This window comes from Pedobacter polysacchareus (assembly GCF_019802255.1).
Taxonomy (GTDB): domain Bacteria; phylum Bacteroidota; class Bacteroidia; order Sphingobacteriales; family Sphingobacteriaceae; genus Pedobacter; species Pedobacter polysacchareus.
This window is the reverse complement of record NZ_JAHYSS010000001.1, coordinates 455,359-477,113: the sequence shown is the minus strand read 5'-3', so window position 1 is coordinate 477,113 and position 21,755 is coordinate 455,359. Positions and strand designations below refer to the sequence as shown.

Here is a 21,755-nt window from a genome sequence, read left to right as displayed (position 1 = left end):
TCAAATGGCCATCATCACAGAAGATATCGTAGCCTCTTACAACGACTTTTACACCGATAGCGATGTAGAATGGCGTATGCTTGGTGCAAAATCCAAAGCAAAAAATCTGATAGCGGTGTGTCAGGGAATTCAGCCAAAGAAGATATTGGAAGTAGGCGCGGGAGATGGCAGTATATTACATTACTTAAATGAGTGGAACTTTGGCACGGAGCTTTATGCGCTGGAAATAGCGGATAGTGGCGTTGAGCTGATCAGAAAGCGCAATTTGAGTAAATTAAAAGAGGTCAGCCGTTTCGATGGCTATAGTATTCCTTATCCGGACGACAGCTTTGACCTCATCATTCTTGCTCATGTACTGGAACATGTGGAGCATGAAAGAGTGCTGTTAAGAGAGTTAAAAAGGGTGGCTAAATATGTGGTCATTGAGGTGCCTTTAGATTACCGTTTTGGTGTAGACAAAAGGATGAAACACTTCCTAGATTATGGCCATATCAACATGTACACCCCAACATTGATTCGTTTTCTGCTGCAAAGTGAAGGCTTTGTGATCGAAGCAGACAAAACCACCCTTACCCCTATTGACACCATTAAATTCTGCGAATTTAAAGTTAAAAAAACACCAAAAACCTTACTGACTACCTTAAAAATAGAGCTGGAACACCGCATCAAAAACATTTTGGGTGCTATTCTAGGAAAAAATAAGCGGGAACAATTTGGGAACGCCTATACTGTGCTCACTAAAAAGTCAAACCAAAACCTCGAGATCTTCTAATATGCAGCTTTTTGCACCTATTGCTTTATTCGTTTACAACCGTCCACAGCATACGGAACGTACTATTAAGTTTTTGCAGCAGAATCAACTGGCGGCAGAAAGCCGGTTATTCGTATTTTCTGACGGATTTAAATCCGCAGAAGATCAGGCAAAGGTGATGGAGGTTCGCGAGCTGCTGAAGAGCATTGATGGGTTCAAATCTGTGGAAATCATTGAGCGTCCGGAAAACATGGGACTGGCCAATTCGGTCATCGCTGGTGTCAGCCGACTGGTGAAAGACTACCAGCAGGTGATCGTGATGGAAGATGACCTGATCACGTCCCCTTTTACACTGACTTATTTCAATGAGGCCTTAAGCCGCTACCGCGAAGAAGAAAAGGTGATGCATATCGGGGCTTACATGTATCCTTTAAAAGAGAATAATCTTCCTGAATCATTTTTCTATCGAGCGGCGACAAGCTGGGGATGGGCCACCTGGGACCGTGCATGGCAGCATTTTGAACCCAATATTGACACTTTAATGGGGCAGTTTGATGCGAAAAAGAAGTCCGATTTTTCTATTGAGCATAAGATGAATTTCTGGAAGCAGATGCAGGATTTTAAAAATGGAAAGAACAACTCCTGGGCGATCCGATGGTATGCTTCCATCTTTTTAAAAGGCGGCTTGACCTTGAACCCTTCCCAGTCATTGGTGAATAATATTGGCCATGATGGAACCGGAATCCATTCCGGGATCAACGATATTTACAATGTGATCATTAACCCTAAGCCGATTCAGCATTTTCCAACAGAAATTAAGGAGAACAGAGCCGCTTACGAGAGCATTAAAAGCTTCCTCTCTACCCGTAAAGGTAGTTTATGGGAAAGGATCAAAAGATACGTTAAACAACGTTTGGCCTAGTGCCTAGGTTCTAAATTACTTGAGATTTTGGGCCTTCTGCTGAGCATCATTAGCCTGTTGTCAGGCGTTCTAATCTTCGACAATAATCTGGTCTCGTTCTGCCTGTTTTAAATGGGTTAGTTCATCTAATTTCCGCTGGATTTTAGCCTTCAGGGGCCTATCATCCGATTGGTAATCCTGATAGAGCATCACTCCAAGTTCATAACCTTTCTTTGCTTTTTTTGTTCTAAACTCCAGATCAGCCTTATCTTTATCTAATAATACCATCGTTTCCATGCGTTTGACTATTGCGAGGTTCCTTTTCCAGGAATCCAGCGCGCATTTTTTGATCAGCTCTAACTTTTCAGTTTTAGACATTCCTTGATGGAGGCTATAAATTTCATTAAATGCCAGTTCATTACTCATCAATTTTTCGCGAAGCTTAGCATACTCTTTGATCTGATAAATGGGTGAAAACCACATGACACCTGCTCCTAAGAGCAATACCAGTAGGAAGGCGGTGGCTGTTCTCCAATATATTGGCAGATTAATTTTGAAAATCACGGGATTATAAAGGAGGTAACCAAGTACAAATCCAGATATTACTCCACCAAAATGTGCAGAATTATCTATTTTTTTGCCCATTAATCCATTCAACAGCATAAAAGCAGTCACGATCAGGGTACTGATTAATAGTGCCCTATTGGCATTTTTCTCGAAGGCATTGCTGAGTAGTAAGGCCAGAAAGGCACCGAACATACCCATAATCGCCCCGGATGCGCCTCCCATAAGGCCTGTTTTATAATGAACCACACTGACCAGTCCACCACAAATACCGCTCAACAGGTAAACTGTTAATGTTTTCCAGCTACCCAGTTTATTCTCCACCATGAGGCCGATATAAATGAGGGCGTACATATTACAGAACAGGTGAACAAAAGAAAAATGAATGAATTGATGGCTCAATAATCTCCAGACCTGACCATTTAGTACCGCATCTCTGGAGTCTGCACCAAGGTTTAGAAAAATCCTTTCTCCGACTTCCTTCCATTCAAAAGGCGTTAAATTGACTCCTTTAAATTTAATGACCTGGAGTGTAAAGACCAGTATAATCAGCAAATAGTATAAAATATTAGCGATCAAAAGCAGCGGTGTGACTATGTATCCCTTTCTGGGGATAAACAGGTAAAGTACATTTTTGATTTTATTCTTGATGGCTAAGGGCGCTTTTTCGAAATACTGGTCGTCCTGACTAGCGATATGTTCATGAAATTGTTCGAGTTTTTCTTTCCAGACGTCTTTCAGATGAAACTGAACATATTCAAACTCATCGAAGAACTTTTGAAGGTTCTCTTCATTTTTTCCATAATCATTAAAAAGGAGTTGAACACCTACGCATTCGCTTTTAAAAATGGCGAAGTTAAAATTGATGCGGATGGAGATCTCTTCGCTATAGGATTGAAAAGAAAGCCCAGTATAGGCAATAAGACCTGATTCTGAAACGTGACTTAGCTTCCAGCCCAGGTTTTCGATGACTTGCTGTGCAATGATGAGGTATTGGTCTGCCGGGTAATCTCCTAGCGGTATGTATTTTTCAACTTTAGGTGAATAGCCCCAGCTTAGTCCCATTTTCTTCTTACTTTTTTCTTGCTTCTAAGATAATATAAGGAGACAATACTTTGGAGTTAAAAGGAATGATTTTAGTAAATACTTTTCCTGCAAACCAAAGTGTTTTCTTCAAAAGACGAACACTTAGTGGTTTTTGCTGTTCATTTTCCAGCCATAGGCTGAAATTTCCGAAATATCTGGATTGTACTACTTCCAGGCCTGCCTGCTCACAAATGCTAGCCAGCAGTTTAGGATCCATACAATCTATGTTGTGTTTATCGTAATTTTCACGGTCGAAAGACTTTTGGAACCAGCCATTCAGGGCTTTAAAATTAGGGAGGGTGATAAATAAGGTTCCTCCAGGTTTTACAAAAGCAATGTGGCGGTTGATGATGTCGGCGGTATCGTTAAAATGTTCGATCAGTCCACAAGATAAGACCAGATCAAATTCCTGCACGGGCTGATAATTAAACAGATCTGTTTCAATAATATTGATGTCACTTGGTTTCAATTGATTGGCTTCCAATAGTGCGTTGGTTACCGGCTGATGCACGAAATAATCGAGCAGTGTGACATCCAGCTTAAAATATTTTTTTAGAAATACGGCATAGTATCCTGGAAAGCCACCCAGTTCAATTGCCGTTTTTACGCCCTGTTTTTGGATAATTTCGCCTAGTTCCTGATGAAACAAATAATTTGATGGAATATTAACCGATAAACCGGTTTTACTTTCCCAATAATTCACCCAAAACTGTCTGTCGGTTAACAGGTTTTCCATATTATATTTTTAGCTATTTTAATTATCTTTTGATTGGTTCCTGTTCATTTAATTGTTTTCAAAGTCCTAATTTAATGTCATATTATCATCATATACCATTTGTGAGCTTACAGCTTAGGATTGTTTCGATTTTTAAATTAAATTTAACGGCAGGCGAACCGGCTTTATAAGTTTGGAACGAAAATACAGAAGAATTTAACAATAACCGCTAATTTTGATAGATTGAAAGTAGTTCACTTAAATACATACGAAGGAAATGGCGGCGCCGGAAGGGCTTGTCTTAGGCTAAGTGAGGCATTAAAAGCGCATGACGTAGATTCTGAAGTGATGGTTTATTTTCAATTTAAAGAAAGCAAACTGACCACTGCTTTTAACAGAAGTCCATTTCAGAAAGCGGTGGCTGTTGTAAAGATTCTGGCAGAGCGGTATTTGTCGAAAGCCTTCTCAAAAGCGTTAAAAACCCCTTTTTCTTTGCAATGGTTTGGCAGATCTGTCATTCATCACCCTAAAGTAAAGGCTGCGGATATTATCCACATCCACTGGATCAACCATGGTTTTTTATCGCCCAAATTTCTGGCACAGATTGATGAGTTAGAGAAACCGGTGGTTTGGACTTTTCACGACAGCAATGCGTTTACAGGTGGTTGTCATGTGCGTTATTCCTGTGAGAATTACCATAAGGAATGCGGTAATTGTCCGCTGTTAAGATTTAGCGGCAAGGATGATTTTTCTCATAGGAATTGGTTACAAAAGAAAAAAGCCTACTCTGAATTGAACTTTCACATTGTAGCACCGAGTCATTGGATGGCAGATTCTGTAAAGTTGAGCAGTTTAATGGGAACAAGAGCAATTACTGTGATCCCAAACACCATAGAAACCAAGGTTTTCAAGCCTTATGTAAAATCGGAAGCCAAGAAAATATTAAAGATCAATCCTGAAAAGTTTGTATTGATGAGTGGTTTCATGCCTTCAAAGAATGACAAACATAAAGGGACTTCTTATTTGATTGACGCTTTAAACGATCTGTCCACTAGGCCAGGGATCATAAAAGAAAACATTGAACTGGTTATTTTTGGCAATAAAGACAATGTGGATATGCCGGAATTTCCTTTCAAAACCACGTTTTTAGGGACGATCAGTAACGACAGTCACCTTGCTAAATGTTACTCTGCTGCAGATGTGTTTATTACGGCTTCTCTGGAAGACAATCTTCCCAATACGGTAATGGAGAGCCTGGCTTGTGCAACTCCAGTGGTGGCCTTTAAAACAGGGGGTATTCCTGACATGGTGAAGCATCTTGAAAATGGGTATTTAGCGGAGTATAAATCTTCGGAAGACCTGGCCACCGGAATCGAGTGGCTGTACCATGATGAAAACGCTCCTGATATTCAGAAAGAAGCCAGAAGAACGATATTAACTGAATTCTCGGAGTCAGTTATTGCAGAAAAACACTTATTATTGTATCAATCCCTGATTAATTTACAGCCTCATTAAAAATAATTTACTCTATGCAACCAAAGCTCAGCGTCATCACCATCGTTTATAATAATGTAAAGGATATTGAGCGCACAATGCTTTCTGTGTTGAATCAGACTTATCCGAATATTGAATACATTTTGATCGATGGCGCCTCTACCGATGGCACCAAAGACACGATTTACAATTATAAATCTCGTCTGGCGCAGTTTATTTCAGAGCCTGATAAAGGGATTTATGATGCCATGAATAAAGGACTCGCATTGGCAACCGGGGATTATGTACTGTTCATGAATTCGGGGGATGAAATTTATTCGCCGGTCACAGTTGCTGAGGTATTTGAAAGTGCTTCTGCTGCTGACATTTATTATGGCGAGACGGAAATGTACGATGAGAACTGGCATAGCCTGGGACAAAGAAGACACCGGGCTCCGGAAACTTTTAGCTGGAGAAGTTTCAGGTATGGCATGTGTATCAGCCATCAGGCGATCTATGTGAAACGTAGTCTGGCGGGGTCTTTTGATTTACAATATAAGTATAGTGCAGATATTGACTGGATCATCAGGGCGGCTAAAAATGCCTCCAGTATTGTCAATACGCACAGTTATGTGGCCAAATATCTGGTTGGCGGGATATCCAAAAAGAAACACATGGCGAGTTTGAAAGAGCGTTTCAAGATCTTTACCAAATACTATGGTTTTATTCCAAATGTGATCAACCATTTATTCATTGCGGTCAACTTAGGGCAGTATTACATCCGCCATCGCCGAACAAACGATTAAGTTTTCATTTTGCAGGAAAGGGAAAAGCTTTTCGCTCCTCCCTCTATAATATTTCTTTTAATCTTTTCAAAGACACCTGAACCATTGATAAAAGGTAGTCATAGGCTTATCGAAAGATCCTTTTGATGTTTCTTTTGAAAACTAAGGATTAGTAGACCACAATGCGGCTTCTTTCACAAATACCCTACGGTTTAGTTTCAATTGAGAAACTACCAGTTCTGCAAAATCTTCTGCCTGCATCACGCGATCAGGGTTCCCATCTGTTAATTTCAAGTCAATTGCCATATCTGTAGCCACTGTGCTTGGCACTAAAGTCGTGACACGAATGTTGTGTTTACGGCCTTCCTGCATTAAGGATTCAGACATTCCGATTAGTCCGAATTTCGAGGCGCTGTAGGCACTCGTTACTGCGGCTCCATTTTTTCCTGCAGTTGAAGATACGTTGATGATATCACCAGTTTTTCTTTCGATCATTTCAGGAAGTACTGCACGGGTCACATAGTAAGGACCTAAAAGGTTCACTTTTATAATTTCTTCCCATTTCGCTGGCTCCAGTTCCATGAAAGATCCGAAGGCACCTATTCCGGCATTATTGATCAGGATATCAATTGCACCCAATTCCGATTTTAAAGATTCCACAGCGGCATTTACACCATTGATATCGGAAACATCCATTGTTGAGATTGCCGTTTTAACACCATATTGTGCAAGTTCTGCAGCTACTTTTTCCAAATCGGCAAGTGTCCTTGCGGCTAAACCTACGTTTACACCTTCTTGTGCTAAAGCGATAGCAACGGCACGTCCAAGTCCTTTTCCGGCACCGGTAATGATTGCATTTTTTCCTTTCAATGATTCCATCTGAGCTTGTATTTATGTTTTATAATGCACAAAATTAAGAAAAAAGAAGGGGCTATACCTGATCACACATAGACTTATGACTTCTAAATAGAAAAAGCCCCTGAACATGAAGTTCAGGGGCTTTCTCAAAATATTAATCTTGCTAGAAGCGGATTAGTTTTTGTTGTTTTTACGTGCAGCTTCAGTTAAGTGAATCTTACGTAAACGCATGCTCAATGGAGTAACTTCAATGTACTCATCAGCCTGGATGTATTCCATAGCTTCTTCCAGAGAGAACTTAATTGCCGGAGCAATACGGTTGCTATCATCAGTACCTGAAGCACGCATGTTGGTTAAAGCTTTACCTTTAACGATGTTTACTACCAAATCATTGTCACGGATGTGCTCACCCATAATCTGACCTTCATAAACGTCAACACCTGGATCAACGAAGAAACGTCCACGATCTTGTAGTTTATCAATTGAATAAGCAGTAGTACTACCTTTTTCCATTGAAACTAATACACCGTTTAATCTTCCAGGGATTACACCTTTCCAAGGCTCATAAGCTTTGAAACGGTGAGCCATAATCGCTTCACCACCAGTAGCAGTTAATACGTTATTTCTTAATCCGATGATACCACGTGCAGGGATTTCAAACTCTAAATGCTGTAAATCTCCTTTAGGCTCCATGATCAACAATTCACCTTTACGTTGTGTTACCAATTCAATTACTTTACCAGCAACTTCACCAGGAACGTCAACGATTAAAGTTTCAATAGGCTCACATTTTTTACCATCAATTTCTTTAATGATAACTTGTGGCTGACCTACCTGAAGCTCATAACCTTCACGACGCATCGTTTCGATCAATACTGATAAATGGAGAATACCTCTACCATATACTAAGTAAGCATCTGGAGATTCAGTTTCCACCACTTTAAGGGCTAAGTTTTTCTCCATTTCTTTGTAAAGACGTTCTTTGATACGTTGAGACGTTACAAATTTACCTTCTTTACCGAAGAATGGTGAGTTATTGATGGTGAACAACATATTCATTGTTGGCTCATCAATTTTAATTACCGGCAATTGCTCTGGAGCTTCAAAATCAGCGATCGTATCACCGATATCAAATCCTTCAATACCTACAACAGCGCAGATATCACCAGATCTTACTTCAGTAGCACGGATTTTTCCAAGACCTTCGAAAGTATATAATTCTTTTACTCTTGATTTTACAGTTTTACCATCACGTTTGATCAAAGTAACCGGTTGGTTTTCTTTGATTGAACCGCGGTGAACACGTCCAACTGCGATACGACCTACGAAAGATGAATAATCTAAAGAGGTGATCTGCATTTGTAATGTACCTTCATTTGTTGGTGCAGGAGGAATGTTAGCTACTACAGCATCTAATAATGCGAAGATATCAGTAGTAGGTTTTTGCCAGTCTGTACTCATCCATCCTTGTTTCGATGAACCGTAGATTACAGGGAAATCTAATTGATCTTCTGTTGCCTCAAGGTTGAAGAACAATTCAAAGATTTGCTCATAAACTTCTTCAGGACGACAGTTTTCTTTATCTACTTTGTTTACAACAACGATCGGTTTTAAACCAAGGGCTAAAGCTTTTTGTGTAACGAAACGAGTTTGAGGCATTGCACCTTCAAACGCATCACACAATAGCAATACTCCATCAGCCATTTTCAATACACGTTCTACTTCACCACCAAAATCGGCGTGACCAGGGGTATCAATAATGTTGATTTTTACATCCTTGTACATCACAGATACGTTTTTGGAAACGATGGTAATACCACGTTCACGTTCCAAATCGTTATTGTCAAGTATTAAATCTCCGGATTGTTCGTTATCACGGAAGATTGAACAAGAGTGTAAGATCTTATCAACCAGTGTAGTTTTGCCGTGGTCAACGTGTGCTATGATAGCTATATTTCTTATTTTTTGCATAAAATGCGTGTAAATTTTTGCGCAAAGATACAGTTTATTATCGACATATCAATCAATTAGTTAAGAGCAAATAATGAAAAATAACGCGCGTTTTATATTACCATAACAATGACCGTTTTATTATAAAGGTTTATTGCAGCTACAGGCAGGAATTCGTACTTTGGAGGAGCAGAAAAACCAATTGCCACTTATTTAAAAAAACAATCAGTTTCTGCTAAAAACGAAATCGTCCTATAAATTCAACATGAAGAAAAAAGCAATAATACTTGGTGCGAGTGGTTTAATTGGGACGAGTTTGTTAACGCAGCTGCTAGACAGCCCGGATTATACGGCTGTTTTGGTCCTGGTCAGAAAGAAACTGAATCGCGAACATCCTAAACTGGAGCAGCTGGTGGTAGATTTCGACCATTTGAACGATTATGGCTCAGAAATTCAGGGAAACGTAGTGTTTTGCTGTCTGGGAACCACAAAAAGTAAAACTCCGGATGTGGAGCAGTACCGGAAAATTGATTATTTATACCCTTTGGATGCGGCTGCTATTGCACAGGCAAATGGTGCTTCCCAGTATCATTTGGTCTCTTCTATGGGCGCGAATCCCAATTCCAGTATCTTCTATTCCCGCACTAAAGGGGAAACAGAGCGAGATCTGCAAAGTATTCCTTTCAAAAGTATTCATATTTACCGACCTTCTTTATTAGATGGCGATCGGCAGGAACATCGTCCGGCAGAGGGATTGATGATTGGTCTGATGCGCTTTTTAAACCCCATCATGCTAGGTGCTCTAAGAAAATATAGAAGTATAAAGGTGGAGAATGTGGCTTTGGCGATGTTAAAGATGTCTTTAACGACTAAAGAGGGTGTGTTTATTTACCCTTCAGATGAGATTGAAAAAATTGCTACAGCGCGTTTTTCCGACCAAAAGCCCAGCAAAGAAAAGCCGGCATTACTTTAGACCAGGTTTCGACATCATGCTTGCCTCCTACCATTTCGTAATAGGTAATATTTTCCGGACGCTGGTATCCTTTTTTCAGCAATTCTTTAATGATATCGATGGTATCATCAATGGAATCGATGATTAAGTTGTGGTTCCTGTCGGCAGTTTCATCTTCCGTGCCGGTCATGAGCCAGAATTTAAGCTTCGGACTGCCCCCCGTTTCGGAAACATTCCCCTCAGAAACACTGTTAGCCCCTGGAATCCTGGCAGCAGGCGCTTGATCCACAGCCACTTTCTCCATCCCGTTTGTCCCCCTAATCATCTGATGAACAATGCGATCTTCGTCTGTATATCCGTCTTTAAGGTCTTTTTTACGCCACCAGAAAGCACCAGAAAACACGCCTGCAAAGTCAAAATATTCCGCATTATTCCAAACGATATCAAATGCTGAAATCCCACCAAGTGAACATCCCGCGAATCCTTTTTTTCCAAGGATTGGCATACCTACCTGCTCTTGAATGTAAGGCAACAATTCGCTGAATACAAAATCACGGTACAAACTTGCAGAGGCACCTCTGTTGAGAAAATCAGGAGCACCTGCAATTCCGTATTCTTGAGTACGGTTTTCCGATGCATGGATCGCCACCAGGACGGTAGGTTCCAGCCTCTTTTTACCATAAAGTTCATTCAAAGTCTGCTCCAGGTACAGGGCTTTCGCATCTTGCCCATCATTTAAAAGCAGCAGGTTTAAAATTTCATTCCCAAGTAAATCATTTGGGATAAAAAGATCAATCACAACTTCTCTTTTTAGAATGGCAGACTTAATGGAATGCTGAGTACGGGCAACTTTGGAAAGTAACATAGCAATGGTATAGCCTGCAAAGGTACTATTCTTCCTAAAACATCCTCAAGACTGCCAATATTTTTACTTAAACGCCAGATTTATAGAAAGAAATACAAATATTGCCTTGCGTTTGAAAATACTTTTTTATACCTTAAAGCAGCTAATTTCTGTATTATGATTGAGACTTATAAAAAATGGTATAGTCCGCATTTGAGCGCAGATTTTGAGCTGTTGACCTTCGGAGAAAATGGCTATCCGATTGTGTTATTTCCTACGAGTATGGGAAGGTATTACGAGCCTAAAGATTTCAAATTACTGGAATCCGTGGAGCAGTTTGTAGATGCCGGAAAAGTTAAAATTTACTGTGTCGACAGTATTGACAAGCTGAGCTGGTACAACAAAAACATTAGCCCTGCTGACCGGATCAGGAACCATATCTGGTACGATCAGCTGATTCTAAAAGAACTTGCCCCTATTGCCCGGCAAGAAACCGGTAAGGAAAAAATCATTACCGCAGGATGTAGTTTTGGTGGTTATCATGCGGCAAATTTTGCTTTCCGGCATCCCTGGCTGGTGAGCCATTTATTTAGCATGAGCGGTATTTTTGACATTCGGGGACAACTGGATGGCTTCTATAATGATGATGCTTATTTCAATAATCCAATCGACTTTTTACCTCATGATCAAAACAGGGAGTTATGGAACATGAAAATTGTTTTAGGAACTACAGACCGGGATTCGTGCAGACCAGACAATGAAAAGCTTTCGAAAACATTAACGGGCAAGGGTATTGACCATTGGCTGGACATCCGTGAAAATGCAGACCATGACTGGCCGATCTGGCGGGAAATGTTTCCTGCATACATTTCACAACTTTGATTATCTAATCCAGATAAATTCCATGATGAACCATAGTTAAGCCAGGACGAAATTAAATAGTTTTCATTAAATGACAGTACAAAACCAGACTTACCATAAACCCTAAACAAATATCATACAGAACATTAACCTATTTTTTTTGTTTAAAAAGCAATGGAATTTAACTTTTATCCAGCATAGACATCAGTAAAAACCTATAAAACCATCAAACGAATGAAAAAAATCGGAATCTTATTCGGGCAGGAAAGGTCCTTTCCTGCAGCCTTTATAAAGCGCGTAAATGAAATAGAAGGAAAAGATATTATTGCTGAATTTGTGAGCATAGACAAGATTTTTCAAGCCAGACCGTTAGATTATGCGGTGATTATTGATCGTATTTCTCAGGATGTTCCTTTTTATCGCGCAGCTATGAAAAATGCTGCAATTACCGGAACGGCAGTCATCAATAACCCGTTCTGGTGGAGCGCAGATGAGAAATTCTTCAATAATGCACTGGCGATTAAACTAGGTATCCCTGTTCCAAAAACAGCTTTAATCCCCTCTTACGACCAACCAGAGGATACTTCTGAAGCTTCTTTCAGCAACCTCGCTTTTCCAATGGATTGGGAAGGAATTTTTCAATATACAGGCTTCCCTGCTTACATGAAACCCTTCGATGGCGGTGGCTGGAAGGAAGTTTATAAGCTTACTGACAAAGAAGATTTCTTTGAAAAACATAGTAAAACCAAGCAGACAGTCATGATGCTCCAGGAAGAAATCATCTTTGATGAATATTTCAGGTGTTACTGTATCGGTGGAAAATATGTGAAAATCATGCAGTATGAGCCTAGAAATCCGGCTCATTTAAGGTATTCAGTAGATACTCCACCTTCGAGTGAAAAGTTATTGAAAACCATCCATGATTATGTGATCCAGCTGAATGAATATTTGGGTTATGACTTCAACACGGTTGAATTTGCGGTAAGAGATGGGATTCCTTATGCCATTGATTTTTGTAATCCGGCACCCGATGCAGACGTATCAAGTGTAGGATTGGAAAACTTTGAATGGGTAGTTGAAACCTCTGCCAGGTATGCTATAGAACGCGCAAAAGCACACGTAGATGGTCAGGACAACCTGACCTGGGGTGAATATATCCGCACTTCTGCAGCTGGTGTTCCCTTAATTGAGAAAGTAAAGGTTTAAAATGCGTATGGATAAGATCGATTGACATGCTGCAGGTCATTGGCAATTGAGGATCGCATGATCACGAAGTATCAATTAGAAAAATCGAGCATCAAATAGCAGCTAATTATCCGTTAGAAGAAAAAATTAAAAGAACCGCTAAATAACAGCCTCCACCCTATTTAGCTATAAATAACCAAAAACCAACAGCTAAAAATTAAACGATGAATATTTTCACACTTGGTGTCGAGGAAGAATACATGGTCATCGATCCTGTAACCCGAGAATTGACCTCTCATGATCAAAAGATTGTAGAGGCGGCACAAAAAATACACAAAGATCAGGTCAAGGCAGAGATGCACCAGGCAGTAGTGGAAGTGGGCACCGGCATCTGTAAAAACACAGAGCAGGCACGCGCAGAAATTTCACAGTTACGGTATACGGTATCCCAATTGGCAGGAGAACAAGGCTTACGGATTGGTGCTGCGGGTACACACCCGTTTTCACACTGGGAAAAGCAATTGATTACTGAGCATCCGCGCTATAGCGAGATAGTAAATGAGCTGCAGGAAGCGGCCAGGTCGAATTTAATTTTTGGTTTACATGTACATGTGGGCTTCCAATCCAGGGAATTGGCAATCCATATTGCCAATCAGGTGCGTTATTTCTTACCCCATGTGTTCGCCTTATCCACAAATTCCCCTTTCTGGGAAAGTAGAAATACAGGCTATAAATCTTTTCGGACGAAAATATTTGACAAGTTTCCGAGAACAGGGATTCCTGATATTTTCAATAGTATTGAAGACTATGATAACTATGTGAAGCTATTGATCAAGACCAATAGTATTGACAATGCTAAAAAGATTTGGTGGGATATTCGGGTACATCCATTTTTCGAAACCATAGAGTTCCGAATCTGCGATTGTCCGATGTTAATTGATGAAACGATGGCATTTGTCGCCCTATTTCAGGCATTATGTGCAAAATTATACAAGCTGCGCCTGCAAAACATGAAATTCATCAGTTACTCGAGGGCATTGATCAATGAGAACAAATGGAGAGCAGCAAGGTATGGGATCGATGGAAATCTGATCGATTTTGGAAAAGAAATGGAAGTAAATTGCAGAAATCTCGTGTTAGAGTTACTCGATTTTGTAGATGATGTAGTGGATGATCTGGGATGCAGAGATGACCTGAAATACGTGCATACGATATTGGCTAACGGCACAGGTGCCGACAGGCAATTGGCTGTTTACGAACAAAATGGTAACTTTGAATCGGTGGTAGATTACATTACCTCACAAACACTAATCGGTGCCAGATAAATATGACCAAGGATAAAAATAACATCAGAGTTGCTGTAATTGACATGAATAATGGAGTCGCGAATCAGGGAATGCGCGGGATTCAAGAAGTTTTGCTTCGTTATCAGAAAGAAATGGCGATCAAGCTGTCTTTTGATATTTTTGATTTGAGACTAAAAGGTGAAATCCCTGATCACAGTTACGACATTTACATTTCCAGTGGCGGCCCAGGAAGTCCTTATGATGGCATCGGAAAAAAGTGGGAAGATGATTTCTTTGCCTTATTAGACGAATTGGAAGCTTTTAATCAACAAAATGAACATCAAAAAAAACATGTTTTCCTAATTTGTCATTCTTTTCAAATGGCCTGCAGGAAATTTGGGGTAGGAAAAGTGATCGAAAGGCGCTCAACCGCTTTCGGGATCTTTCCAATTTATCTGACTGAAGAAGGAGCGCATGATCCTATATTTAATGGATTACCGAATCCTTTTTATACGGTAGACAGCAGGGACTGGCAAGTGGTGAATCCGGAAGATATTTTCTTTTCAAACAATGAAGCCGAAGTTTTGGCCATAGAAAAAGAACGTCCGCATGTAGACCTGGAACGTTGTGTGATGGCTATTCGCTTTACACCAGAAATTGTGGGTACACAATTTCATCCAGAAGCAGATCCTGTAGGTATGAAACTATATTTGCTCCAGGATGATAAGAAAAAAGCAATTATTGAAAACCATGGGAAAGAAAAATATCTGGATATGCTGAATAGCGTAGACGATCCAAAGAGAATCAGCCTGACCCAAAGTCTGATCTTACCCAACTTTTTAAATGAAGCCATAAATGCTTTACAAGAAGCTTAGCATCGCTTTTTAACCTTAAAAGCAGCAAAAAAACAACCACTCAAGATATGATCAATAGCTACCGGACTTCTTTTAATGAACAATTTACGACGGAACAATATACTTTGTTCTTAAAGGAACTGGAAAAAGGCTTTATTGAAATCCCATTTAGGGTAGCAGAAACTCCGGTTTTCCTTCCCACAGACTTAAAAGATCAGCTGATCGCAGCCGGAGAAGAAATCATCGCGTTGATTAAATCGGAAAACTTTAAAAAACTAACAGCACATTCCATTCCGGCGGAATGGAATGTGCCTGCAGAGGATGCCCATCCTCATTTTCTCACCTTTGACTTTGGAATCTGTAAGGATCAAGAGGGAAAATTGATTCCCAAATTAATTGAACTGCAAGGATTTCCTTCTCTTTATGGCTTTCAGTCACATTTAGCAAAAACCTTTCAACAGTCTTTTAACTTATCCACTGCATTGACTCCTTATTTCAGCGGACTCAATGAGCAAAGTTATCTTGAGTTGCTGAAAGAGGTCATTGTTGGCAGACATGAACCTCATGAGGTGGGCTTGATGGACATGGATGCACCACACCAGAAAACGGCAATTGATTTTTTCCTGACGGCAAAATATCTGGGTATAAAAGTACTGAGCCTTTCCGACATTAAGAAAGAAGGAAAACGCCTCTACTACCTGGAAGATGGCCATAAGTTCTTTTTAAAGAGAATTTACAACCGGTTAATTTTCGATGAGATTGGTACAAATACCGCTATTTTCAAAGATAGTTTTGATCCAAGGGAAGCACTGGATATTGAATGGGTAACGCATCCAAACTGGTTTTACAGGATCAGCAAATACACCATGCCATTTTTAAACAGTGATTTCGTCCCTCCCACCCATTTCTTAATAGATTTGAAGGTGATCCCTGAGGATTTAGAAAACTATGTACTCAAACCATTGTTTTCATTTGCAGGCATGGGCGTTCTTATAGATGTTCAAAAAAAAGACATTGAAAACATTTCTGACCCAGAAAATTGGATCCTGCAAAGGAAAGTAAGCTATGAACCCGTTGTTCAGGCACCTGATGGGGGCATTAAAGTCGAAATCAGGCTCATGTATCTTTGGCCGGAAGGAAAAGAACCTGTACTTTGCATCAGCCTTGCGCGCTTAAGTCGGGGGAAAATGATTGGTGTGAGGTATAACCAGGATTTCGATTGGGTTGGCGGAACAGTTGGCCTGATGGAAAAGTAAATTTACATTTAACAGACCTGCCTAATGCAGGCTTTAACTAGTTTTGTACTTATGGATATTCAAACCATATTAGTTGTCATTCTTTTCATCGCTGCTATATTTTATATAGGTCGGATGATTCTCAGATCAGTATCTCCTAAAAAAGGAGGCTGTGCGTCTAATTGCAAATGCGGTGTAGACTTCTCCAATATCGAACCTTCTAAAAAATAGATTTTATCTATATCACCTATGCTTGAGCCGTTCAAACTCTATTTACAAAAGAAGGTTGCCATTACAGACGCGCAATTCGACTTAATTTCCGACCGTTTAAAAATAAAGAGCTTTGATAAAAATGAAATGATCCTGATGAAGGGAGAAGTATCTCCACACGGTTATTTTGTGTTGAGTGGCTTGCTGCGCAGCTATTCAATCGATGCAAAAGGCAAAACCCATATCATTCAGTTCGCCCCGGAACAATGGTGGCTTTCCGATCGGAATGGGATGTTTAATGAAGCTTCAGAGTTTTTCATTGATGCCATTGAGCCGACCCTGGCTGTGGTCATGCCTAAGAATTTTATTGATGAAGCGGCAAAACATGTGCCTTGTATGTATGATTTCAACAACACCATGCTGAACAATTCCATTCGTTTCATGCATAAAAGAATCAATATGCTGCTCAGTGCGACCGCCGAAGAAAGGTACCTGAACTTCATTCAGCTTTATCCCAACCTCACCTTAAGGGTACCACAATGGATGATTGCATCCTATTTAGGCATCACTCCAGAGTCGCTGAGCAGGGTCCGTAAAGACCTCGCACACAAGCATTTTAAAGTTTAGTCATTTCTTATCATACATCAATGTATGCCTGGCTTTGTGGCCGTAATTTTGTGTTGTAAATAAAGATAATCTAAAAACAACAATATTATGGCAACTACTCAATGGTCGTTAGACCCAACCCACAGTGAACTACAATTTAAAGTAAAACATTTAATGATCACTACAGTAACTGGTAGTTTCAATTCTTTAACCGCGTCATTAACTTCCGATGCTGATGATTTTGAAAATGCTAAAGTTACTTTTGAAGCAGAACTAAACTCTATTGATACCGGAAATACGGACAGAGATAACCACTTGAAAAGTGCTGATTTCTTTGATGCTGAACAGTTCCCTAAAATGACTTTTACCTCCAGCTCTTTTGAGAAAGATGGTAGTGATTACGTTTTAAAAGGTGATTTAACCGTTAAAGGGGTCACTAAGCCGATCAAATTAAATGTAGAATTTGGTGGTATTGCAACAGATCCATGGGGAAATACAAAAGCAGGATTTACCATCAGTGGTAAAATCAACAGAACTGACTTTGGTTTAACCTGGAATGCAGCATTAGAAACTGGTGGGGTGATGGTGAGTGAGGACGTAAGAATATTAGGCGAATTACAGTTTGTAAAACAAGCTTAAAAAAAAGCACGTCCATCTTAATTTAGAATGGAGACGTAAATGAATGAAAATATAAAACAGGTATCGGCGGTGTTGAATCCGCCGGCACCTCATATGGTTGGAGACGGATTTAGGGTTCATAATTTTTTTCCCAACGGGTTTAAACTCAAAATGAGTCCTTTTTTCCTGCTGGACTATAATTCCAAAATCCAGTTTTCTGCACGCAATGAGCCTAGAGGTGTAGGTGTACATCCACATCGTGGATTTGAAACTGTCACCATCGCTTACCATGGTGCTGTTGCGCATCACGATAGTGCTGGAAACAGTGGCGTCATCTATCCTGGAGATGTGCAATGGATGACTGCAGCAAGTGGTATTTTACACAAAGAATATCACGAAGAAGCTTTTAGTAAAAAGGGTGGTACCTTCCAAATGGTACAACTATGGGTCAATTTACCTGCAAAAGACAAAATGAGCAAGCCGAAATATCAGGCGCTGAGTCAGGCTTCAATTGCTAAACATCAATTGCCTGATCAGGAAGGATTAGTGGAGGTCATTGCTGGTGAATATCAGGGTACTAAAGGAACTGCCAGTACTTTTACACCCATGCATGTCTATAACCTTCGTCTGAATAAAGGCGGAAATGCAATTTTTAACTTCCCTGCTGATTTTAATACAGCTTTTATGGTCATTGAAGGGGAAATCAAAGTGAATCACCAGGAAACTGCCAAAGCAGATCAATTGGTTTATTTCAAAAATCTAGGAGAGGAAATTGTAGTAAAAGGCGTTCAGGATAGTGTAGTGCTGATCTTAAGCGGAGCACCGATAAACGAGCCCATTGCACATTACGGGCCGTTTTTAATGAATAAACCTGAAGAAATTCAGCAAGCTATTGCTGATTATAACCAGGGGAGGTTTGGTTATTTAGAGGAGTAATGTAATTTTAAGCAGCCAGTAACCTCAATTACTGGCTGCTTTATTTTTATCCTTTTTGAATCAGGCAAACCGCATAAGCGACTACCCCTTCTTCTCTTCCAATAAATCCCATTTGTTCATTGGTGGTGGCTTTAATTGAGATATCTTCCACATCCATTCCCATTGCTGTGGCGATGTGCTGCTGCATAGCTGGAATATGAGGATTAATTTTCGGTGCTTCTAAGCAAAGCATCGCATCAATGTTTCCAATTTCAAATCCCTTTTCCTTAACCAGTTTCACACTTTCCTGCAAAAGGATCAAGCTGCTGATTCCTTTCCAACGCGGATCCGTATTTTTAAAATGGAAACCGATGTCGCGCAGATTTGCGGCACCAAGCAGCGCATCGCAAATTGCATGCAGCAATACATCCGCATCTGAATGACCAAAAGCACCTTTATGGTGTTCCAAATTTACCCCCCCTACAATAAAAGGATGTCCATCCTTCAGCTGGTGCACATCAAAGCCAAATCCTACTTTAATCTTCATTTCTATATCTGTTAATTTCTACGTATTCCTATTTTCTTATCCCAGTTCCTTGTTCCATTTTCAGGTTACTGAGCCAGATTTCGAAATTAAGCAATAAAGCCCATCTTAATATGTATTCAGCCGAATTATTGAGGATTCTACAGTATTTAATCAAAGCTAAAAAGAAACAGATTCTATTTTATCACCAGATATTACCTGACCATATAAGCAGAAAACATCTGACAATTAAAACAAATTATTGCAAAAAGCCCCTCAGATATGCGCAAAACATGCTTTAGTAAAGATTATTTTTTACTTAACTCGTATTTTTTGTTGCTCAATAAGTCTTTTTTTATGTAATTTTAACAGTTAAAGCACTATGAGATCCCTCAATATGAAAAAATCATACTTATATTATTCGATTGCATCTATTGCAATCGTAGCTTCTCTCTCTTCCTGTAGCAAAAAATCAGGGACTTCTGAGAAGACAGGAATGGCGTATAACAAGCGCGAGTTTGGTGGCTTTGAAGTAAATAAAAAATTTAAACGTGGCCCCGGTCCAGGATTGGTGGAAATTGAAGGCGGTGTTTTCGTGATGAGTGGAAGTGCAATCAATGTTGCCGGTGAAGAACTGAGCAATTATAACCACAAAAGAGAAACCACTGTTTCTTCCTTTTACATGGATGAAACCGAAGTTTCCAATACCAACTGGCTGGAGTACCTGAACTGGATTCGTACCAACTATCCAACAGACCATGAATACTATTATAACGAGCTCCCTGACACTTTAGTGTGGCGCAGACCATTATCTTACAATGAACCTTACGTAGACAACTATTTAAGGCATCCTGCTTACCAGGATTATCCGGTGGTAGGTGTTACCTGGGAGCAGGCAGACAGGTATTGCGCCTGGAGAACCGATCGTGTAAATGAGCTTTTGCTGCGCGAAAAGGGATATATGACCAGCTTTAAAGACCTGAATGGCACAGGAAACTCTAATGCAGCAGCAGCCTCAACCAATAATGCAAAAGGCGCTTTCAATACTGATATTTATCTGAGTGGACAATACGATGATAAGGGAAAAAAAGCAATGAAAGACTTGAATCCAGCTAATGCAGGAAATGCCGCGGGAGCAGCAAATACAGGCGGCAGATCTGGTGCCACCAGGAATGTAAGATTGGAAGATGGCATCATCAAACAGCCTTACCGCTTGCCAACAGAAGCAGAATGGGAATATGCAGCACTTGGCTTAATTGGTAATACCCAGTATGAAAACATCAATGCCAACAAGATTTATCCTTGGAATGGCCTGGGATTAAGCTCTGCCAAAAGAAATACCAGAGGATTGATTTTAGCGAACTTTAAGAGAACTAAAGGAGATTATATGGGTGTTGGTGGATCACTGAATGATAAAGGCGGTTTAACCGTTGCAGTAAGGTCTTATATGCCGAATGATTTTGGTTTATACAATATGGCAGGAAACGTAAACGAATGGGTTGCCGATGTTTACCGCGCAAAAACTTTCGAAGCTGCTGATGCTTTCAATCCATATAGAGGTAACTATTACCAGGACAAAAAAGTAGCTGATCCCATCAGTGGAAAGATCGAAATTGATAAATACAACAGACCCGTGCTAACTGATGCCAAGTCTTATAAGAAACAAACCTGGGCGGAAAAACAAGCTGCAGCTGCTGCCGGAGCTACCCCTAGCACAAATACTTATGCTGACCAAAGAGGGTACCGTGATAAAGCGAATGAATTGTATGGCGAAATCACCCTGGTTACAGATAAGTCAAGAGTTTATAAAGGTGGCTCATGGGATGATCAGGCTTTATGGTTAAACCCAGCTACCAGAAGATTCCTGCAGCAGGATGAATCTACCGCTGATATAGGCTTCCGCTGCGCGATGACGATGCTAGGTGCATCTGAAATCAGATCTACCGGAAAACCACAGTTTAAACCGAAACCAGCAAAAGCATTTAAATCACGTTAGTTGATTCCTGAGGTATAAAAAAAGGGAGCTTAAAGCTCCCTTTTTTTATACCTGATATTTTCAGGTCAGTTATATTTTCACTCAGGATTTAAGCAAACTGAATCAGAATTCCGTTCTTCTCTACCTTATCTCCTTTTTGCACTAAAATCCGCTTTACAGTACCTGCTGCAGGTGATTTAATGATATTTTCCATCTTCATCGCTTCCAACACCAGTAAGCTATCTCCTTTACTCACTTCCTCCCCTTCGGCAACCATCAGCTGCAATACCAAGCCAGGCATAGGTGCTTTAACCTCCTGAACCTTATTTCCTGCAGCATTGTCCATTCCGAGTTTTTTCAGCAACTCATCGTACTGGTCTTCGACTTCCACCTGGTATATATTTCCATTTACCCTGATGCTGGTTTGCTTTCCTCCCTCTTCGCGCTCCAGAACCTCTACATTATAGGATTTATGCTGATAAATAATATGCTGACTGGTCCCTGACAACTTTTTGGCATCAATATCCAATGCTTTCCCGTTTACCGTTAATGATGGATCGGAAACCTCTACGTCAAAATTGTATTGCTCATTTACTTTTACCTTCATA

22 protein-coding genes are annotated in these 21,755 nt (G+C 40.2%); 15 read left to right on the top strand and 7 right to left on the bottom strand.

Annotated features, from left to right (window positions below; translation table 11 throughout):
* Nucleotides 1-4: 4 nt before the first annotated feature.
* Both K7X70_RS02010 and K7X70_RS02005 read left to right on the top strand, forming a co-directional pair.
* Complete coding sequence (locus tag K7X70_RS02010) at nt 5-772, top strand: class I SAM-dependent methyltransferase (RefSeq protein ID WP_255606864.1); 768 nt, start codon at nt 5-7, stop codon at nt 770-772.
* Between the two features lies 1 nt (nt 773).
* Nucleotides 774-1,673 (top strand): glycosyltransferase family protein, encoded by a 900-nt coding sequence (locus K7X70_RS02005; RefSeq protein WP_222535487.1) that lies wholly within the window; start codon nt 774-776, stop codon nt 1,671-1,673.
* Nucleotides 1,674-1,742: 69 nt separating this feature from the next.
* On the opposite strand, the gene K7X70_RS02000 is transcribed toward K7X70_RS02005, so the two are convergent.
* Nucleotides 1,743-3,281 carry a rhomboid family intramembrane serine protease gene (locus K7X70_RS02000; RefSeq protein ID WP_222535486.1) on the bottom strand — a complete coding sequence of 513 codons (1,539 nt, stop codon included), beginning with the start codon at nt 3,279-3,281 and terminating at the stop codon, nt 1,743-1,745.
* A gap of 7 nt (nt 3,282-3,288) precedes the next feature.
* Nucleotides 3,289-4,038 carry a class I SAM-dependent methyltransferase gene (locus K7X70_RS01995; protein WP_222535485.1) on the bottom strand — a complete coding sequence of 250 codons (750 nt, stop codon included), beginning with the start codon at nt 4,036-4,038 and terminating at the stop codon, nt 3,289-3,291.
* Between the two features lie 222 nt (nt 4,039-4,260).
* Here K7X70_RS01995 and K7X70_RS01990 point away from each other — a divergent pair, with 222 nt between their 5' ends.
* Both K7X70_RS01990 and K7X70_RS01985 read left to right on the top strand, forming a co-directional pair.
* Nucleotides 4,261-5,532 (top strand): glycosyltransferase, encoded by a 1,272-nt coding sequence (locus K7X70_RS01990; RefSeq protein WP_222535484.1) that lies wholly within the window; start codon nt 4,261-4,263, stop codon nt 5,530-5,532.
* A 14-nt stretch (nt 5,533-5,546) separates the two neighbouring features.
* Nucleotides 5,547-6,296 carry a glycosyltransferase family 2 protein gene (locus K7X70_RS01985; protein WP_222535483.1) on the top strand — a complete coding sequence of 250 codons (750 nt, stop codon included), beginning with the start codon at nt 5,547-5,549 and terminating at the stop codon, nt 6,294-6,296.
* A 141-nt stretch (nt 6,297-6,437) separates the two neighbouring features.
* Here the strand turns inward: K7X70_RS01985 and K7X70_RS01980 are convergent, their stop codons facing one another.
* Nucleotides 6,438-7,154 (bottom strand): 3-ketoacyl-ACP reductase, encoded by a 717-nt coding sequence (locus K7X70_RS01980; RefSeq protein ID WP_222535482.1) that lies wholly within the window; start codon nt 7,152-7,154, stop codon nt 6,438-6,440.
* A 153-nt stretch (nt 7,155-7,307) separates the two neighbouring features.
* Nucleotides 7,308-9,104, bottom strand: a complete 1,797-nt coding sequence (typA, locus tag K7X70_RS01975; protein ID WP_062546576.1) for a translational GTPase TypA — start codon at nt 9,102-9,104, stop codon at nt 7,308-7,310.
* 244 nt (nt 9,105-9,348) lie between these two features.
* On the opposite strand from typA, the gene K7X70_RS01970 reads away from it, so the two are divergent.
* Nucleotides 9,349-10,056, top strand: a complete 708-nt coding sequence (locus K7X70_RS01970; protein WP_222535481.1) for an oxidoreductase — start codon at nt 9,349-9,351, stop codon at nt 10,054-10,056.
* Here K7X70_RS01970 and K7X70_RS01965 read toward each other — a convergent pair.
* A complete protein-coding gene (locus K7X70_RS01965; RefSeq protein ID WP_222535480.1) occupies nt 10,001-10,900 on the bottom strand; it encodes an alpha/beta hydrolase in 900 nt (299 codons plus the stop codon). The two genes, K7X70_RS01970 and K7X70_RS01965, sit on opposite strands and share 56 nt — an antisense overlap.
* 156 nt (nt 10,901-11,056) lie before the next feature.
* On the opposite strand from K7X70_RS01965, the gene K7X70_RS01960 reads away from it, so the two are divergent.
* The 9 genes from K7X70_RS01960 to K7X70_RS01920 all read left to right on the top strand — a co-directional run bounded on the left by K7X70_RS01960 (nt 11,057) and on the right by K7X70_RS01920 (nt 18,670).
* Nucleotides 11,057-11,761 (top strand): esterase family protein, encoded by a 705-nt coding sequence (locus tag K7X70_RS01960; protein WP_255606863.1) that lies wholly within the window; start codon nt 11,057-11,059, stop codon nt 11,759-11,761.
* Nucleotides 11,762-11,974: 213 nt separating this feature from the next.
* The gene (locus K7X70_RS01955; RefSeq protein WP_222535479.1) at nt 11,975-12,946 is read left to right on the top strand and encodes an ATP-grasp domain-containing protein; all 972 of its coding nucleotides are present in this window, start codon (nt 11,975-11,977) and stop codon (nt 12,944-12,946) included.
* Between the two features lie 203 nt (nt 12,947-13,149).
* The gene (locus K7X70_RS01950; RefSeq protein WP_222535478.1) at nt 13,150-14,250 is read left to right on the top strand and encodes a carboxylate-amine ligase; all 1,101 of its coding nucleotides are present in this window, start codon (nt 13,150-13,152) and stop codon (nt 14,248-14,250) included.
* A 2-nt stretch (nt 14,251-14,252) separates the two neighbouring features.
* Nucleotides 14,253-15,086, top strand: a complete 834-nt coding sequence (locus K7X70_RS01945) for a type 1 glutamine amidotransferase (protein ID WP_222535477.1) — start codon at nt 14,253-14,255, stop codon at nt 15,084-15,086.
* Between the two features lie 47 nt (nt 15,087-15,133).
* The gene (locus K7X70_RS01940; protein WP_222535476.1) at nt 15,134-16,321 is read left to right on the top strand and encodes a hypothetical protein; all 1,188 of its coding nucleotides are present in this window, start codon (nt 15,134-15,136) and stop codon (nt 16,319-16,321) included.
* A gap of 24 nt (nt 16,322-16,345) precedes the next feature.
* Nucleotides 16,346-16,531 carry a FeoB-associated Cys-rich membrane protein gene (locus tag K7X70_RS01935; protein WP_368388055.1) on the top strand — a complete coding sequence of 62 codons (186 nt, stop codon included), beginning with the start codon at nt 16,346-16,348 and terminating at the stop codon, nt 16,529-16,531.
* Nucleotides 16,532-16,549: 18 nt separating this feature from the next.
* Nucleotides 16,550-17,137 carry a Crp/Fnr family transcriptional regulator gene (locus K7X70_RS01930; protein ID WP_222535475.1) on the top strand — a complete coding sequence of 196 codons (588 nt, stop codon included), beginning with the start codon at nt 16,550-16,552 and terminating at the stop codon, nt 17,135-17,137.
* 87 nt (nt 17,138-17,224) lie between these two features.
* On the top strand, nt 17,225-17,755 hold the full coding sequence (locus tag K7X70_RS01925; RefSeq protein ID WP_222535474.1) for a YceI family protein: 531 nt from the start codon (nt 17,225-17,227) through the stop codon (nt 17,753-17,755).
* A 150-nt stretch (nt 17,756-17,905) separates the two neighbouring features.
* On the top strand, nt 17,906-18,670 hold the full coding sequence (locus K7X70_RS01920) for a pirin family protein (RefSeq protein ID WP_255606862.1): 765 nt from the start codon (nt 17,906-17,908) through the stop codon (nt 18,668-18,670).
* Nucleotides 18,671-18,716: 46 nt separating this feature from the next.
* Here the strand turns inward: K7X70_RS01920 and ispF are convergent, their stop codons facing one another.
* The gene (ispF, locus tag K7X70_RS01915; protein ID WP_222535472.1) at nt 18,717-19,196 is read right to left on the bottom strand and encodes a 2-C-methyl-D-erythritol 2,4-cyclodiphosphate synthase; all 480 of its coding nucleotides are present in this window, start codon (nt 19,194-19,196) and stop codon (nt 18,717-18,719) included.
* A 373-nt stretch (nt 19,197-19,569) separates the two neighbouring features.
* Here ispF and K7X70_RS01910 point away from each other — a divergent pair, with 373 nt between their 5' ends.
* Complete coding sequence (locus K7X70_RS01910; protein WP_222535471.1) at nt 19,570-21,168, top strand: SUMF1/EgtB/PvdO family nonheme iron enzyme; 1,599 nt, start codon at nt 19,570-19,572, stop codon at nt 21,166-21,168.
* Nucleotides 21,169-21,256: 88 nt separating this feature from the next.
* On the opposite strand, the gene K7X70_RS01905 is transcribed toward K7X70_RS01910, so the two are convergent.
* Complete coding sequence (locus tag K7X70_RS01905; protein WP_222535470.1) at nt 21,257-21,754, bottom strand: acyl-CoA carboxylase biotin carboxyl carrier protein subunit; 498 nt, start codon at nt 21,752-21,754, stop codon at nt 21,257-21,259.
* Nucleotide 21,755: the final 1 nt, after the last annotated feature.